This window comes from Streptomyces sp. NPDC021093 (assembly GCF_044333135.1).
In the GTDB taxonomy this organism is placed as follows: Bacteria; Actinomycetota; Actinomycetes; order Streptomycetales; family Streptomycetaceae; genus Streptomyces.
Genome location: NZ_JBIRQJ010000007.1, coordinates 39,466 through 54,062 on the forward strand (window position 1 = coordinate 39,466; position 14,597 = coordinate 54,062).

Annotated in this window: 21 protein-coding genes; 15 read left to right on the forward strand and 6 right to left on the reverse strand. The window is 69.3% G+C overall.

The features are described from left to right. Positions 1–166 precede the first annotated feature (166 nt). Both ACH4SP_RS22140 and ACH4SP_RS22145 read left to right on the forward strand, forming a co-directional pair. Entirely contained in the window at positions 167–331 is a 165-nt protein-coding gene (locus ACH4SP_RS22140; protein ID WP_398417260.1) for a hypothetical protein, read from the forward strand. A 73-nt stretch (positions 332–404) separates the two neighbouring features. Then, on the forward strand, positions 405–656 hold the full coding sequence (locus ACH4SP_RS22145; protein ID WP_398417261.1) for a DUF4287 domain-containing protein: 252 nt from the start codon (positions 405–407) through the stop codon (positions 654–656). A gap of 54 nt (positions 657–710) precedes the next feature. On the opposite strand, the gene ACH4SP_RS22150 is transcribed toward ACH4SP_RS22145, so the two are convergent. Continuing rightward, entirely contained in the window at positions 711–1,337 is a 627-nt protein-coding gene (locus ACH4SP_RS22150) for a DUF1707 domain-containing protein (RefSeq protein ID WP_398417262.1), read from the reverse strand. Positions 1,338–1,440: 103 nt separating this feature from the next. On the opposite strand from ACH4SP_RS22150, the gene ACH4SP_RS22155 reads away from it, so the two are divergent. From ACH4SP_RS22155 to ACH4SP_RS22165, 3 genes are all read left to right on the forward strand, one after another. Next, the gene (locus ACH4SP_RS22155; protein ID WP_398417263.1) at positions 1,441–2,085 is read left to right on the forward strand and encodes a hypothetical protein; all 645 of its coding nucleotides are present in this window, start codon (positions 1,441–1,443) and stop codon (positions 2,083–2,085) included. A 319-nt stretch (positions 2,086–2,404) separates the two neighbouring features. Further along, positions 2,405–3,301, forward strand: a complete 897-nt coding sequence (locus tag ACH4SP_RS22160; protein ID WP_398417745.1) for an aminoglycoside phosphotransferase family protein — start codon at positions 2,405–2,407, stop codon at positions 3,299–3,301. Between the two features lie 247 nt (positions 3,302–3,548). Beyond that, complete coding sequence (locus tag ACH4SP_RS22165; protein WP_398417264.1) at positions 3,549–4,001, forward strand: DUF3592 domain-containing protein; 453 nt, start codon at positions 3,549–3,551, stop codon at positions 3,999–4,001. A gap of 77 nt (positions 4,002–4,078) precedes the next feature. Here the strand turns inward: ACH4SP_RS22165 and ACH4SP_RS22170 are convergent, their stop codons facing one another. Next, on the reverse strand, positions 4,079–4,633 hold the full coding sequence (locus tag ACH4SP_RS22170; RefSeq protein ID WP_398417265.1) for a hypothetical protein: 555 nt from the start codon (positions 4,631–4,633) through the stop codon (positions 4,079–4,081). Positions 4,634–4,844: 211 nt separating this feature from the next. On the opposite strand from ACH4SP_RS22170, the gene ACH4SP_RS22175 reads away from it, so the two are divergent. The 4 genes from ACH4SP_RS22175 to ACH4SP_RS22190 all read left to right on the forward strand — a co-directional run bounded on the left by ACH4SP_RS22175 (position 4,845) and on the right by ACH4SP_RS22190 (position 7,117). Further along, complete coding sequence (locus tag ACH4SP_RS22175; RefSeq protein ID WP_398417266.1) at positions 4,845–5,432, forward strand: DinB family protein; 588 nt, start codon at positions 4,845–4,847, stop codon at positions 5,430–5,432. 218 nt (positions 5,433–5,650) lie between these two features. After that, positions 5,651–6,232, forward strand: a complete 582-nt coding sequence (locus ACH4SP_RS22180; RefSeq protein ID WP_398417267.1) for an RNA polymerase sigma factor — start codon at positions 5,651–5,653, stop codon at positions 6,230–6,232. Further along, a complete protein-coding gene (locus tag ACH4SP_RS22185; protein ID WP_398417268.1) occupies positions 6,229–6,621 on the forward strand; it encodes a hypothetical protein in 393 nt (130 codons plus the stop codon). Before ACH4SP_RS22180 ends, ACH4SP_RS22185 begins: the two co-directional genes overlap by 4 nt. A gap of 112 nt (positions 6,622–6,733) precedes the next feature. Then, on the forward strand, positions 6,734–7,117 hold the full coding sequence (locus ACH4SP_RS22190; RefSeq protein ID WP_398417269.1) for a peptidase inhibitor family I36 protein: 384 nt from the start codon (positions 6,734–6,736) through the stop codon (positions 7,115–7,117). Between the two features lie 15 nt (positions 7,118–7,132). On the opposite strand, the gene ACH4SP_RS22195 is transcribed toward ACH4SP_RS22190, so the two are convergent. Next, the gene (locus tag ACH4SP_RS22195; protein WP_398417746.1) at positions 7,133–7,519 is read right to left on the reverse strand and encodes a DoxX family protein; all 387 of its coding nucleotides are present in this window, start codon (positions 7,517–7,519) and stop codon (positions 7,133–7,135) included. Positions 7,520–7,690: 171 nt separating this feature from the next. Here ACH4SP_RS22195 and ACH4SP_RS22200 point away from each other — a divergent pair, with 171 nt between their 5' ends. Together ACH4SP_RS22200 and ACH4SP_RS22205 are read left to right on the forward strand one after the other, a co-directional pair. Beyond that, positions 7,691–8,614, forward strand: a complete 924-nt coding sequence (locus ACH4SP_RS22200) for an RNA polymerase sigma-70 factor (protein WP_398417270.1) — start codon at positions 7,691–7,693, stop codon at positions 8,612–8,614. 159 nt (positions 8,615–8,773) lie between these two features. Beyond that, positions 8,774–10,177, forward strand: coding sequence for a glutamine synthetase family protein (locus tag ACH4SP_RS22205; protein WP_398417271.1), 1,404 nt, complete (start codon positions 8,774–8,776; stop codon positions 10,175–10,177). A gap of 15 nt (positions 10,178–10,192) precedes the next feature. On the opposite strand, the gene ACH4SP_RS22210 is transcribed toward ACH4SP_RS22205, so the two are convergent. Then, positions 10,193–10,975: an oxidoreductase gene (locus ACH4SP_RS22210; RefSeq protein ID WP_398417272.1), complete on the reverse strand. Its 783-nt coding sequence runs from the start codon at positions 10,973–10,975 to the stop codon at positions 10,193–10,195. Between the two features lie 133 nt (positions 10,976–11,108). Next, positions 11,109–11,687, reverse strand: a complete 579-nt coding sequence (locus ACH4SP_RS22215) for a TetR/AcrR family transcriptional regulator (protein WP_398417273.1) — start codon at positions 11,685–11,687, stop codon at positions 11,109–11,111. 609 nt (positions 11,688–12,296) lie between these two features. Between ACH4SP_RS22215 and ACH4SP_RS22220 the strand changes: the two genes are divergently transcribed. The 4 genes from ACH4SP_RS22220 (at position 12,297) to ACH4SP_RS22235 (ending at position 14,366) form a co-directional block, all read left to right on the forward strand. Continuing rightward, positions 12,297–12,830: a nitroreductase family protein gene (locus ACH4SP_RS22220; RefSeq protein WP_398417274.1), complete on the forward strand. Its 534-nt coding sequence runs from the start codon at positions 12,297–12,299 to the stop codon at positions 12,828–12,830. Next, positions 12,787–13,095, forward strand: coding sequence for a DUF6092 family protein (locus ACH4SP_RS22225; protein ID WP_398417275.1), 309 nt, complete (start codon positions 12,787–12,789; stop codon positions 13,093–13,095). Before ACH4SP_RS22220 ends, ACH4SP_RS22225 begins: the two co-directional genes overlap by 44 nt. 44 nt (positions 13,096–13,139) lie before the next feature. Further along, positions 13,140–13,838 carry a tRNA-dependent cyclodipeptide synthase gene (locus tag ACH4SP_RS22230; protein ID WP_398417276.1) on the forward strand — a complete coding sequence of 233 codons (699 nt, stop codon included), beginning with the start codon at positions 13,140–13,142 and terminating at the stop codon, positions 13,836–13,838. 120 nt (positions 13,839–13,958) lie between these two features. After that, a complete protein-coding gene (locus ACH4SP_RS22235) occupies positions 13,959–14,366 on the forward strand; it encodes a hypothetical protein (protein WP_398417747.1) in 408 nt (135 codons plus the stop codon). Between the two features lie 38 nt (positions 14,367–14,404). Here ACH4SP_RS22235 and ACH4SP_RS22240 read toward each other — a convergent pair whose 3' ends face one another. Beyond that, positions 14,405–14,596, reverse strand: a complete 192-nt coding sequence (locus tag ACH4SP_RS22240; RefSeq protein WP_398417277.1) for a hypothetical protein — start codon at positions 14,594–14,596, stop codon at positions 14,405–14,407. Position 14,597: the final 1 nt, after the last annotated feature.

A 14,597-nucleotide genomic window follows, 5' to 3' on the forward strand; every position in this document is an offset into this window, starting at 1 on the left:
AACGGGTGAAGTACCGCAAGGCCCTGAAGGGCAGGCCTATGACGGAGACTGCTAAGAATTGCCTGGTGAGGGCGGGCGTCGTGGCCCGTGAGCTCGCCGTGAACGTGGCCGGAGCGGGCGCAGCCGCCTGCCTGTCCTCCCTCCTCGGACGAAAGGGGCTGCCGCCGTGCCGCTGGCGCTCATCAAGATCCTGATCCTCGTGGTCTACACCGTCGTCCTGGCCTTCGGCTGCAAGTACCTGATCACGCCGCTGTGGGGTCAGATCCTCTTCACCGCTGCCACGGCGGCGGTGCTGGCAACCGTGCTCGGGAAGGTCGGCCGCGAAAGCTGAGTACCGGGCCGGACTCGGCGGGGGTCGGCCCGCGTCCCGGGCCGTTGTCAGTGGCGGCTGCCACACTGCTCGCATGACTGAGAAAAGCGACGCGACCTCAGCCGCAACTGCGGCCGTCAAGGGCCCTGCCAGCTACTTCCCTTCCATCGAGCAGAAGTACGGCCGCTCCATAGCGGAGTGGAAGAAGCTGGTCCGCTCCTCGCCGCTGACCAAGCACATGGAGCTGGTCGGCTGGCTCAAGTCCGAACACGGCATGGGCCACGGCCATGCCAACGCACTGGTCGCGCACACCCTCGCCGAGGACACCGAGGACAAGGCGAAGTAGCCTCCCCCCCCCCCGCTTCCCCCGCTTCCCCCGCCGCCCTCGCCCCTCCCCCGCTCAACTCTCCAGCGCGCGGCGCAGCTTGCGGCGCTCCCAGCGGCCCGGGTGGCGGACGACGACGCCCGCCATGCCGCCCGCGCCGACGAGCCGGACGAGCGGGGTGCCGGGCAGCCGGTCGCCCGTGGTGCGATTGCGCATGCCGCCGATGCCGGGGTCGACGGCGTCGGTGTTCACGGCCCAGCCTTCCGGGACGACGAGGGTGACGCCCGCCATCTCGCCGTACGCCTCCACCTCGATCTCCCGTACGCGCACTTCGGCCCGGGTGAAGTCGAGACGTACGCCGCCCATGCCGCCGCTCGCCACGATCCGCGCGGGCACCTGCCACTTGCCGGTCCGGGACACCCCGTGGATTCCGCCCTTGAGGACCAGCGGTGCACCGGCCGCAGGACCGAACATCGGCTCGGCCACCAAGTCCTCGGTCAGCGGTTCCAGTTCGGCGACCGTCTTGGCGCCGAGCGCGAGCCCGAGCCGCTCGTCCAGCTCGTCGAGGTCGAGCCGCCCCTCGGCCGCCGCTTCCCGCAACTGCTCGACGACGGCCTCCCGGTCGGCGTCGGATGCCCGCAGCGGGCGACGGGTGGCACGAGCCCCGCCGGACTCGGCGGCATCAGCGAATTCAGCGGTCATGCGCCCGATGATACGAACTACCGCCTCCGGCCACTTTGCCCGTGCCCACCTGTGTAAGTTGCCCGATGGATGTCTTTGGTGAAGAGATGAAGAGGTACGTGTGATGGGCTCCCGGAGGATCTGGGTGGGAGCGGCCTCGGTCGCTCTGCTGCTGACGGTTTCGGCGTGCAGCGGCGACAGCGGCTCCGCCGACGGCGCGGACGGCGGCAAGAACGGCTCCGGGCAGTCGTCGGCCTCCGGACAGGCCCAACTCTCCGACTCGGAGGGCCCGTTCAAGGACGCCAAGACGCTCGACGGCGCCCTGCTCCGCGCCAAGGACCTCCCCTCCGGCTGGAAGGAGGACGCCCAGGGCGACAACGGCGGCATCAAGGCCCAGCGCGCGTCCTGCGACGGCCCGTGCGACGGGCTGGCCTTCGAGGGGGTCGGCAACTACACCGACAGCTCGGGCGCCCTGGTCGGCACGAGCATCAAGGCGTACGGCAGCAGGGCGGCGGCCGAAGCGGGCTTCGCCGAGGAGAGCCGACTCGCCACGGACGCGACCAAGGAGGACGGGGCACCGGTCGGCAACACCTCCACGCACGTGAAGTCGGGCGAGAGCGACGACAGCGCACTGCGCGTGGTGCACTTCCGGGTCGGCGCGACGGTGGTCGCGGTCTCGCAGGAGTACCGCAGCAAGGACGCGAAGGGGCTGGAGAAGTTCGCGGGCGACCAGGCGAAGCGGCTGGAGCAGGCACTCGGGGGCGAGTAGCCGTGTGTTCAGGGACAAGCAGCCGCGTGTGAAGGCCGGTTGGCGCCCGAAAAGCGGTCGACGGGCGCGGGTCGCGGTGCTGTGATGAGCGCCGTGCCCGCCCCTACCCCGATGCGACGGCGGGCGCAGAAGGGATACGTACGTGCTGGACGCCGGCAGCGAGCCGATCACCGACCGGAACGCCGATCGGAACACCGCCCCGATCTCTGGCCCGATCTCCGGCCCGGTCACCGTCACCGGTCCAGTCACTGTCACCGGCCCGGTCACTGTCACCGGCCCGGTCGCCGCTGATCAACCCAGCCCGCTCAACCCGCCCACCATCGACGCCGCTCTCGCCGTACGGCTGTTGGCCGAACAGTTCCCCCACTGGGCGCACCTCCCCCTGACCCTGCTGGATCCCGCCGGTTCCGACCACGTGATCTTCCGGCTCGGCGACACGATGTCCGTACGGCTTCCCCGTGGCGACTGGGCCGCCGGTCAGGCCGCAAAGGAACACCGCTGGCTGCCACTGCTGGCCCCGCGACTCCCCCTGGCCGTCCCCGTACCGCTGGGCTTGGGCGAGCCGTCCCCGGAGCAGGGCTACCCGTGGCAGTGGTCGGTGACCCGCTGGCTCGACGGTTCGGTGGCGATGACCGACACTCCGGCCCAATCCCCCTCCACGGCACAGCACTTGGCGGAGTTCCTGACTGCCCTGCAGGGCATCGCCCCAGCAGCCCTCCTCCTCCCCGGTCCCCACTCGCACCCCGACCTCGCCGAGGAGCCCCTCGCCGCGCGGGACGAGGACACCCGGAAGGCGATCGCCGCCACGGCGGGAGTCTTCGACGCGCGCGCGATGACGGCGGTGTGGGAGGAGGCCCTGGACGCACCCGCCCGCACCGACCGGCCCACCTGGTTCCACGGCGACTTCCACACCGGCAACCTCCTCACCGATGCCACGGGCCGGCTTTCCGCCGTCATCGACTTCGGCGGCCTGGGCACGGGCGACCCGGCCTGTGACCTGATGATCGCCTACACGCTGCTCGACGCCGACGGCCGCACCGCCTTCCGTACGGCGCTGAACCCGGACGACGCGACTTGGGTACGCGGCACGGGCTGGGCGCTGGCCACCGGCCTCAACGCGTACACGGCGTATGCGGCGACGAACCCGCGCGTGGCAGCACAGACCACCCGCCAGATCACCCAGGCGCTGGCCGAGCACCACCGGCCTTCGCAGTAGGAGCACCGACCCCGACCACCCCTGCCTCAGGCTCAGTTACCGGCCGTCTCCCGCAGAGAGCGTGCAGAGAGCGTACGGACGGCTGATCGGCCCGTACTCCTGCGGCGCGGGCGGTCGTCGTGCGGGTGCGTCGTGGCTGGCCGCGCAGTCCCCGCGCCCCCGGAGGCCCGCTGTCCAGCCCCCTTGCAGCCGGCCCCGTCAACCTGCGCCGTCGACGCACCCCACCCCGACGAGTACCGTCACCGGCATGGCCGGCCGACTGCGGCGCACATTCAGTCCCGCGCTGATCGGCGCCGTGGTGGCACTCCTGGTGGTGGTCGGCTGCCTGTCGGCGGCGGCAGGGGAATGGGGCGACGGGGAACTCATCGACTCGGCACCGGTCCGGGTGACGGGCCGGATCACCGCAGCGGTCCCCCACGAGAAGAGCACGGACTTCACCGTCAACTACCGCCTGCACGGGCGTACTTACCGCACGGACACCAGCACCCTGAGCCTCGCCCGCCTCACCGCGTCCCCGTCCGTCGGCGCCCCCGTACCACTGGAAGTGGCGTCCGCCGATCCGTCCGTGGCCCGGGTCCAGGGCGCGGACTCGCCCAACGAGAGCCTGCCGCCGCTGTTCCTGCTGGCGGCGGTGGCTGGAATGGTGGGGCTGGTGGCGGCGCTGCGGGCACTGGCACGGAAAGGACGCAAGCGCACTTGAGGCCGGGCGCTGGCAAGCGGGCATGGGCAAGCAGGCCTGGGCAAGGAGGCGTGGGCGAGGAGGCGTGGGCGGGCGGGTCAGCGGTAGTCGTCCGGGTGGCCCTGCATCCAGGTGTTGATCTTGTCTCGGGTGCCGATCAGCAGCTTCTGGTTCTTCTTGAGGTTCTCGAAACTCCGGTCGCCGGCGAGCTTCGTGTCGAGCTTCTTGATCCAGGCGATCGGCTCGGTGAAGTGGCCGGGGCCCTTCGGGTCGGCCTTCATGGCCCCGTCCAGGCCGTGGAGTTCGTCGTAGACCCGCCCGAGGAAGTACGCACAGTTGCCCGGGGTGCCGCACGATTCACCGAGGGTCGCCTGGAGTCCGGCGAAAGCGTCGCGAACGAGCAGTGCGGAGCGCCCGGAGGGCTCCGACGGCTCGGAGGGCTCCGACGGCCTGTCCGTATCGGCGGTCTCGATCGGGGCGGGGGTGTCCCCCGTCGGCACACTGGGCTTGCTCGCAGGGGCGGCCGGGGCAGCGCCCGCCGGCTTGTCCGACGTGTCCGGCTTCGGAGTGGTGCCGCAGGACACGGTGAGCGCGGCCAGCGCCACGGTGACGACGGCCGCACGGCGCAACGAGGACTTGGCCAGGTATCTCATGAATTCCCCCGGAATCATTGAGTGATTTCACCCGACCCTACCGACCCGTCAGTGAGGTGCGGCTGGGGGCCGTCGGGCAGTAGCGCACCGGTTCCGGCGGGACCGCAATCCCTCACGGCAAGGTATCTAGGACCTGATCTGACCTATATCCCTCCTAGTGTGTTCCTTGTCCGAGGGGACGAGGGACCACGAACGACAGAGAGCAGGGACCATGACTGTCAACGAGCCGGCCAACCACGACGTGACCACTCCCGACGTGACCGCCGACGCCGCGACCACCGCCCCGGCCGTCAGCCGTGAGCGCGCCGACCTGTTGGAAATGCTCGCCAAGCACCGGCACTTCCTGCGCTTCACCACCCGCGACCTCACCGACGAGCAGGCCCGGCAGCGGACCACCGCCAGCGAGCTGTGTCTGGGCGGTCTCATCAAGCACGTCACCGAGGTCGAGCAGGGCTGGGCGGACTTCATCCTGGAAGGCCCCTCCGCGATGGGGGACTTCACCGCCATGACCGAGGACGACTGGGCCAAGCGGAACGACGGGTTCCGGCTGCTGCCCGACGAGACGCTGGAAGGCGTACTGGCCGACTACGCCAAGGTGGCGAGCCGGACCGACGAACTCGTCGTCACCCTCCCCGACCTGGACGCCGACCACCCGCTCCCGCCCGCCCCGTGGAACGAGCCCGGCAAGCGCTGGTCGGCCCGCCAGGTGCTGCTGCACATCATGACGGAGACCGCCCAGCACGCGGGGCACGCGGACATCATCCGGGAGTCCCTGGACGGCGCGAAGAGCATGGGCTGAGAAAAGTATGGGCTGAGAAGGGCGTGGGCTGAGGTGAATCCTTTCCGGGCCTCCCCGCCTCCTATCCCCGTACCGGCCGAACGGGCCGGCGGAACCGGGAGGGAAGAGCCCATGATGGTCACTGGTCTCGTAGTGGTCGGAGTACTGCTGGTGGGTGCGTGTGGCTGGCACTTGATACGGCGCTACAAGAGCCGAGGCTGAGCGGGGCTGAGGAGCACATGAACGCACGCTTCCGCTGGCCGGACGAGCAGCTGATCAAGGCGGCCCAGGACGGCGACGTCACTTCGCTCACCACCGTCGTCATGGAGTCGCAGCCTCATGTGCGCAGGTTCGCCAGGTCGTTGTGCGCCTCGCCGCAGGACGCGGAGGACGCGGCGCAGGAGGCGCTGATCATCCTCTACCGGAAGATCGGCACCTTGCGGGCCACCGGCGCACTCGCCTCCTGGATGTTCCGGATCGTGCGCAACGAATGCCTCCGGCAGGTACGGCTGTACGTCGCGCGCAGCGACGAGGCGTCCGCCGCCGGGCCGGAGGCTTCCACGGAACCGTCCGCCGAGGACTCGGTGCTGCACGGGCTGGAGGTGGCGCGGATCGCGGCTGCGGTCGGCGCCCTGCCCCGTGACCAGCGGCAGGTCCTGATCATGCGGGACGTACAGGGCCTGCCCGGCAAGGCCGTCGCCCATGCGCTCGGTCTGAGCAGTGCCGCGATGAAGTCGCGGCTGCACAGAGCGCGTGCGGCGCTGCGTCAGACGCTGGCGACGACCGGCCGACCCACAGCCGGAGAGGACTCACCCTCGTGAACACCGTGAACGCCGCACAGCCCGCACAGCCCGCACAGGACGCACAGCCCGCAAAGGACGCACAGCCCGCAAAGGACATGCAGGACGCGCAGGCCAGGCCCCCCGCCCAGGCCCCGGCCCCGGCCCCCGGGCCGAACTTCGCCAGCAGATCCGTCCCGCGCCACCTGGCACGCGGCGCCATCGGCTTCGGCCTGGTCATCGGCTCGATCGCCCTGGTGCCCGTCGCAGGTCCTGCCACCCTGCTGGCGGCCCCGCTGGCCCTGATCGCCTTTCGCGGCTGCCCCACCTGCTGGCTGGTCGGCCTGGCGCAGACCGTCTCCCGGGGCCGTCTGGAGCGTCGGTGCGCGGACGGCGTCTGCACCCTCGCGAAGTCGCACCCGGCCGCGTAGGCCACGGCCGAACCGGCGGCCGCCCCACGTGACCGGGCAGTGACCATCGCGAGAGCGTCGTCCGGCAGCGTGTTGACCCTCAACCGTGCACGGAACGACAAGGGGTACTGCTATGCGCTCTTCCCGTTCACCACTCGTACGACTGGCAGTGGCGGCACTGTTCGCCGCCTCGGGTCTCTTCGCGGTGTCTCCCGCTTCGGCTCGGGAAGCGCCAGCGGACTGGCACTGCGACCCGTGGGAGTTCTGCATCTACACCGGGGACCACGGGGACGGCAGCTTCATCTCGATGAAGAGCGGAGTGTGGGACCTGTGGGCCGTCAACGACGGCAAGCTCGCCCACAACGTCCGCTCGGTGAAGAACATCTCGGGCAAGACCTGGTGCCTGTACGACCGGGTCGGCTACGAGTTGGAGTTGACCCGGTTCCTCGACGGGTACACCGGCCCCATTCGGTTCGAGGGGATCGGCGACGCCGTGGGCTCCGTCAAACCCTGCTGAGCCGAGACGGGACGGTCAGCCGGTGAACGCCTCCGGCCCGAAGCGTCCCCACGCCAGGAAGAGGGCCAGAGCGAGGTAGATCAGGTCGCCCGCGATCGTCGCCCGCTCGCCCCTGCGCAGGCGCATGGTCAGCGCACCGGCGAAGAGCAGCACCAGACCGGTGGCGGCCAGCGGCACCAGGACCGGCGCGATGCCGAGCACCGCGGGCAGGATCAGGCCCGCCGCGGCCAGGAGTTCGACGGCGCCGATGGCCTTCAGGGAGAGCGGGCTGAAGTCCTCGACCCAGCGGGTGGCGGCGCCGCCCATGCCGGCCATCTTCTCCTTGGGCACGAACATCTTGCCGCTGCCGGCCAGGCAGACCAGTGCCAACAGTCCGGCGACGATCCAGAGCGCGAGGTTCATCATCAGTTCCTTGATCGGGGATTTCCTGCTTGCTGTTCCTGGGACGAGACAGCGCCCCCGCCCGTGACATCTCCCCGCGTGTCACAGGGCGCCGGGCTGTCTCGTCCCAGGGGTGTGCAGGCTGTACGGAGCGGCAGGCGCGGACGGACGAGCGAGCGAGGGAGACACGGCGTGAACAAGGTCGAGGAGTTCGAGGAGCTGCGGCCGCTGCTGTTCTCGATCGCGTACCGGATCCTGGGCAGCGTGACCGAGGCCGAGGACGCGGTGCAGGAGGCCTGGCTGCGCTTCGACGGCTCGTCGACCCTGCCCACGTCGGTCAAGGCGTTCCTGTCCACCACGGTGACGCGGATCTCCATCGACGTACTGCGCTCCGCGCGGGTGCGCCGGGAGAAGTACGTGGGCCCGTGGCTCCCCGAGCCGCTGCTCGACGACCCCTATCAGGATCCGGCGCGTTCGGCGGAGCTGGCCGACTCGGTGTCGATGGCGGCGCTGCTGTTGCTGGAGCGGCTCAGCCCGCTGGAACGGTCGGTGTTCGTACTGCGGGAGGCGTTCGGCTTCGGATTCGACGACATCGCCTCGGCGGTGGGGCGTTCGGAGCAGGCCTGCCGTCAGCTGCTGGTACGGGCGCGGCGGCACATGCACGACGGGCGGCCGCGGTTCGACGCGGACCGCCGGAAGCAACAGGAGCTGGCCACGCGCTTCTTCGACGCCCTCAGCAAGGGTGACGTCGACGGCCTGCGCGAGCTGCTGGCCGCCGATGTGCAGATGGTCGGGGACGGCGGCGGCAAGGCCCCACAGCTGGCCAGGGCGATCTCGGGCGCCGAGAACGTGGCCCGGCTGCTGGCCTCCGTCTTCCCGCTGCTGGCCCGGATCGACGTCACGTGCGAGCCGCACGAGGTCAACGGCCAGCCCGGCGCGATCTTCCGCGACCGGGACGGCAAGGTCCTCCACGCCCTGGTCCTCGACGTGCTCGACTCGCAGATCCAGACCATCCGCTCGGTGATCAACCCCGACAAGCTCGGCCACCTCGGACCGGTCGCCGACGCGTGGGCCATCGACGGCGAGTGGAAGCAGGCCCGCCGCCGGATGAAGTAACTGGCTTGCTCCGTACGGTAATTGGCTGGCTCGACGGTGCCGGGCCGAGCACAGGTGGGTATGCATGGTGACTTCACCGCAACCGACCGAAGGCAGGTCGGCCGGCCCGCCGACTGACCGACCGGCCGGGCGACCGTCCGATGGAGCGCTGGGGCCCGTATGACGATGAGCGTGACCGGTACGCGTTCGGAGCTGGATCAGCACCGCGAGCACAATGCCGACAAGGCCGCACTGGACGCGGTGCGCGCCCGACTCACCGAGGCCGGGGTCGAGTTCCTCTACTACCAGACCGTGACCCTCACCGGCCGCGTCATCGGCAAGGCCGTACCGGTCGGGCACTTGGCACGCAACGCGCAGAGCGGGGTCCAACTGCACCGCACGGGCCTGTCCGACCTGCAGACCTGCCAGGACGGCACCCTGCTGGGCGGCGGCTGCGCGGCGTCGGAGTTCACCGCGGTGCCCGAACTCGACACCCTGGCGGTGCTCCCCTGGGACACCCGCGTCGCCCGCTTCTTCTGCCGCCTGTACGAACCCGATCACGCCCCGGACGGGGTCGCCGGCCGCCCTCTCCCCCTCGACGTCCGCGGCAACCTGGCCCGGGTGCACGCCGCTTTCACCGCCCGTACGGGACTGGAGCTCCGCAGCGGCTGCGAGCCGGAGATGTCGTGGACGGGCCCGGGTCTGGAGGCCCGGAACCGTCCGCACACCAGCCCCGCGTACCACATCGACCATCTGGAACGTAACCGGCCGATCTACCAGAAGGTCATCGGTTACGCGCAGGCGATGGGGCTCGACATGATCGAGGGGGACTACGAGGATCCCGGCCAGCTCGAACTCAACTGGATGTTCGACCACGCCGACCGGACCGCGGACCGCCTCGTCGTCTACCGCCAGATCTGCCGCCAGGTCGCACGCGAACTCGGCGTCACGGCGAGCTTCATGCCCAAGCCCGCCAACGACCGGAAGGGCAACGGCTGCCACCACAACCTCAGCCTGTGGCGCGGCGACCGGAACGTCCTCGTCGACCCTGACGTACGCGAACTGCACCTGACCGACGCGGGCCGGCACGCCGTCGGCGGCATCCTGCGGCACGCGGCGGCCGCCACGGCCGTCATGGGCCCCACCGTCAACTCGTACAAACGCTACTGGCACGCCGGTCAGTTCGCGCCGACGCACATCGACTGGGGCATGGACAACAAGACCTGCACGGTGCGTCTTTCGGCCAACGGGCGGCTGGAGTTCAAGCTGCCCGACTCCATGGTCAACCCCTATCTCTCCCATGCCGTCCTCCTCGCCGCGATCGAGGACGGCCTCACCCACGACATCGAGCCCGGCCCGCCGCAGCGGGGCTCCGGGTACCCGGCGACCGGTCCCCGCCCCGAGACGCTGCCGTCCACGCTGGGCGAGGCACTGGACCGGTTCACCGCCGATCCGGTGGTCACCGACGCTCTCGGCCCCGAGACCACCGAGCTGTTCACGGCCCTCAAACGCGACGAGTGGGCCCGCTACTGCGGCACCGTCACGGACTGGGAGCACACGATGTACGCGGACGAGGGCGTCTGACCAACGAGGTCTGGCTCAGAGGGTCTTGATGGTGCCGCCGTCGATGACGTAGTCGGCACCGATGATGTTGCCTGCGACGTCCGAGAGGAGGAAGGCGATCAGCGAGGCGACCTCCTGCGGCTCGGTGATGCGTCCGCCGGTGATCTGGAAGGCCGCCGGTATCTGCTGGAGGAACGCCGCGTGCTCGGCCCCGGCCCGCGCGGCGACCTTGCCGCCGAAGCCCTCCGGGTCCTCCCAGATGGCCGTGCGCACGACACCCGGGGAAACGGTGTTGATACGCACGCCCCGCGGGCCGAATTCCTCGGCCAGCGACTTGCCCAGCGCGGCAAGGGCGGCCTTCGCGGCGCTGTAGGCGACCGGACCGGCAGCGGGCAGGCGGGAGTTGATGGACGAGACGTTGACGATCGCGCCGCGCCGCTCCAGCAGGCTGGGCAGTGCGGCGCGGGTGGCCCGGACGGCGCTGAGCAGGTTGAGGTCGAAGATCCGGGCCCACTGGGTGTCGTCGACGTCGAGGAAACCGACGGGCTCGACGTCGTCCCCGCCGCCGACGTTGTTCACGAGGAGGTCGAGGCCGCCCAGCTCCGTGAGTGCGCCGTCGATGAGCGCGGTCACGCCTTCAGCGGTGCCCAGGTCGGCCGCGAAGGTCAGGGCGCCCGTCTCCTTCAGCTCCGGGGTGATGGTGCGGGCGGCGCCCATCACACGGACGCCTTCGGCGACGAGGGTACGGACCGTGGCGAGCCCGATGCCACGGCTGGCTCCGGTGACGACGGCGGTCTTGGAGGTGAGGTTGAGGTCCATGATGCTCCAGTTCTTGAACTTGAGGTACAGAATAAAGGCAGAAAAAAGCAGGCCCGGACGAACCTGCGGATGAGGGACGTCCGGAAGGAATTGAGCAAGGAACTGCGGCAGGAACTACGAGCTGCGGCAGGAACTACAGGGAGTCGATCGTCGCGTCGATGACCCGGGCGAGCCGCTCCGGCCCCTCGGCGATGCGGGCCAGTACCCGGGAGCCCACCAGGATGTCGAGCAGCATGCTCCCCAGTGCGGCCGCGTCGCGTCCGGGGTCGATCTCCCCCGCGCGCTGCCCCTCCTCGACCATCGCCTGGAACGCGCTCTCCGTACGGTCGAACATGCGGCGGACCAGTTCGGCCGCCGCCTGGTCGGTCCCGGCGAGTTCCGTGGCGGAGTTGACCGCCATACAGCCGCGGCGGTCCGGGTCTCCGAGGTCCATCGCGGCGAGCAGTTTCAACGCCCCGCGCAGTCGCTCCTTGACCGGGCCGCCCTCTTCGAGCATCTCCACCAGGGCGAGGGACTGACCGTCGCGGTACCGGCGGAGCGCCAGCAGGAACAGGTCGTGCTTGCTGCCGAAGGCGTTGTAGAGGCTGCCCTTGCCGATGCCGAGGGCGTCCACGAGGTCCTGGGGCGTGGTGGCGGCGTACCCCTTCCTCCAGAACACCTCCATGGCGTGCACTACCGCTGCTTCGGGATCGAACTGCTTGGGCCTTGCCATGACCGGGACACTAGGCCGTTCTGGACCTCAGAGTCAAGAATCGCGTGACAACCGTCACCCATGACCCGCGACCCATGCCCCACACCCCCATGGCGCGGCCGAAACGTCATGCGCGTCACATCCCACTGGAACCTTTCAGCAAGACGCCGTTTACGAGTTCTTCGCGACTCAATAGACATGCGGCCGACAACGCGTCGGACAACATGGCCGAATAGCTCTACGGGCAACGCCAGCGAATGCGCCGCCGCCACCGGCACCGCCGCACCCGCGCATGCGATTGAGCGCCCCACCACTGGCCGGGGACACCTCCCCGACCCACCTCGACCCACCCGCACGCATGAAACATTCATTCGGCCCACCCTGGCTCATATTCGCCCCCCGCCGGGCCCTCACGCCACCCTTATACCGCCGCAAAATATCGCCCACTCGGGCAATGCTCAAGGACACTTGCCGACCTTGGTCCAGGGGTGCCAACATACTGATCGCTTGAACGCTTGATGTCCCCGAGCCGGATCAGTTCCGGGACACCGCATTCGCACCGCATTCCTCAGAGCACGGAAAGGGAAAGGCTAGATGTCACCAAGTAATTTACCCGACACGTTGAAAGTGATGCGCTCCCGAAGCGTGCTGCGGGACTATTCTCCGGAGCCGATCGACAGTTCCGTGGTCGACGAGATGCTGGAAACCATGATTTCCGCCCCGTCTGCTTCGAACAAGCAGGCCTGGTCGTTCGTCGTGGTGCAGAAGCCGGAGAACGTCCGGCTGCTGAGGGCGTTCTCCCCGGGCATCATCGGCACTCCCACGCTGATCGTGGTGGCGTGCATCGACCGGTCCCGCACCAACCGGCTGCCCGGAAACATCTCGCAGAAGATCTACCAGACCAGCAAGCTCTGCGTCGGCATGGCCGTGGAGAACCTGCTGCTCTCCGCCCACGCCCTGGGTCTCGGCGGTTGCCCGGTGAGCAGCTTCCGCGAGAAGCAGGTCTGCGAACTGCTGGGCATCCCGGACCACATCGAGCCGCTGCTCGTCGTCCCCATCGGCTACCCCGCGCAAGCCCCCACTCCGTCCGACCGTCGTGACAGCAACGAGGTGATCAGCCATGAAATCTGGGGACAAGGTCCTGTCGCCGGCCCTGCTGAATGAGGAGATCGGGCTGCTTGCCGCCTATCTCCTGAGCAGCGCCCGAGGGCTGGTGGAAGAACCGGCCGACTACGGCGTTTTCCGCTGTACCGACGGAGCCCGCCGGGCACTGGAACTCCTCGAACGGGCCGGAGGCCAGACCGACGAGCTGACCGCAATTCGCAAGAGCCTCGACGAGGTCATGTTCACCCCGATGGGGAGCGACGTGAATATCGCCGAGATCCTGGACGACTTGTGCGGAAAAATGGCTTCCGCATTAAAGAGGTGAGATCTTAAATGCAGCAGGAACAGCTTGCTGAATTATCCCATGGAATGCACGTTGAAGTCCTCGGCGAAGAAAGCCGGAGAATCTGGAAACGCGGCGACCACGCTCTCGTAGGGATAAGCGCAGGGAACAGCTACTTCAACCAGGAGCGCCTGACGAAGCTCCTGACCTGGGCAGGCCACAGCTTCGCGGAAATAGACGTGGTCTATGTGGACACACACATCGACACGATGCTCATCGCGGACGGCCGGCCTCCCGCCTATGCCACGAAGTCGTCCAAGTCCTCGGTCAAGGACCTGCGCCGCAGGATCCGCCGGGCGGTCGAAGCCGTGGACCCGGACGGCGTCCGGCTGCGCGTGCGTGCGCTGTCCCAGCTGATGGAGCTGCCGGAGTACCAGGCGGTGCGCCGTCGGACGGATCAGGCCATGCGGGAAGATCCGCAGTTCCTCGCCACCTGCGAGGAGATGGTGCGCCAGGTCGTCGGGCACCGGAGCGGGGGTGCGGACGGGGCCGAGGGCGGAAACGTCATGACCCAGGCTCACTTCGAGGCGGGCCTGAGCTATCTCCAGGCCGAGGCCCCGCTGTTCGTGGACGCCCCGACGATCTTCAACGTCCGCTCCTCGACGCTCTGTTACCACATGCTGACGCCGATCACGGAACAGCTCGCCCGGCGCGACTCCTCGTTCCGCGCCGCGCCCACGCTCGGCTACATGATCGTACGGCCGCCGGAGCTCGTGGCGAGCTGAGCCACTTCCCCAGTACTGCATCGCCGGACGCGGCCCCGCCCGGCGATGCAGTACGCTGCGCAGCCACTCAACTACCCTTCGTGATGCTTCTGGTCTCACGAAGGGGTACCCGTGCCTGTCATGCACTTCCACCGTCTCGGGCTGTTCGCGGCCGTATCCATGCTGGCCGTCGGCCTGACCGGCCCCGCCGTACCGGCTCACGCCGCGGGAGGGGATCACCTCACCGTCACGCTCACCGACAGCGGGGACGACAACGGCACGTACAGGATCCACTGCCACCCGGCCCACAGCCAGGGGTACGCGGACCCGCAAGCCGTCTGCGACCAGCTCGACGAGGCCACCGTCTGGGGCACGGACCCCTTCGCACCCGTGCCGCCGGATGCCGCCTGCACGATGATCCACGGCGGACCGCAGCTCGCCCATGTCACCGGACACTGGGCGGGCAGGCCGGTGGACGCCGACTTCAGCCGGGTGAACGGTTGCGAGATCGATCGCTGGGACAAGTTCTCGAAGCTGCTGCGGGGTTGACCCCGGCCGGATGGCCGGACGGCCGGTCGCCCTCCCCCTCAGAGCAGGTGATCGGCCTTGCCGGCCTTGATGTCGCGGATGAGGTTGCGGAGGGCGTCGCGGGTGTCGGTGAGGGGGGTGGATTCCTGGCCGAGGACGGCGATGTAGGCGTTGTCGGAGTCGTCCGTTCCGAGCCGGAAGCAGCTCGCTCCCTCTCCGCAGTACGGCTCTTCCCACACGATGTCCGACACG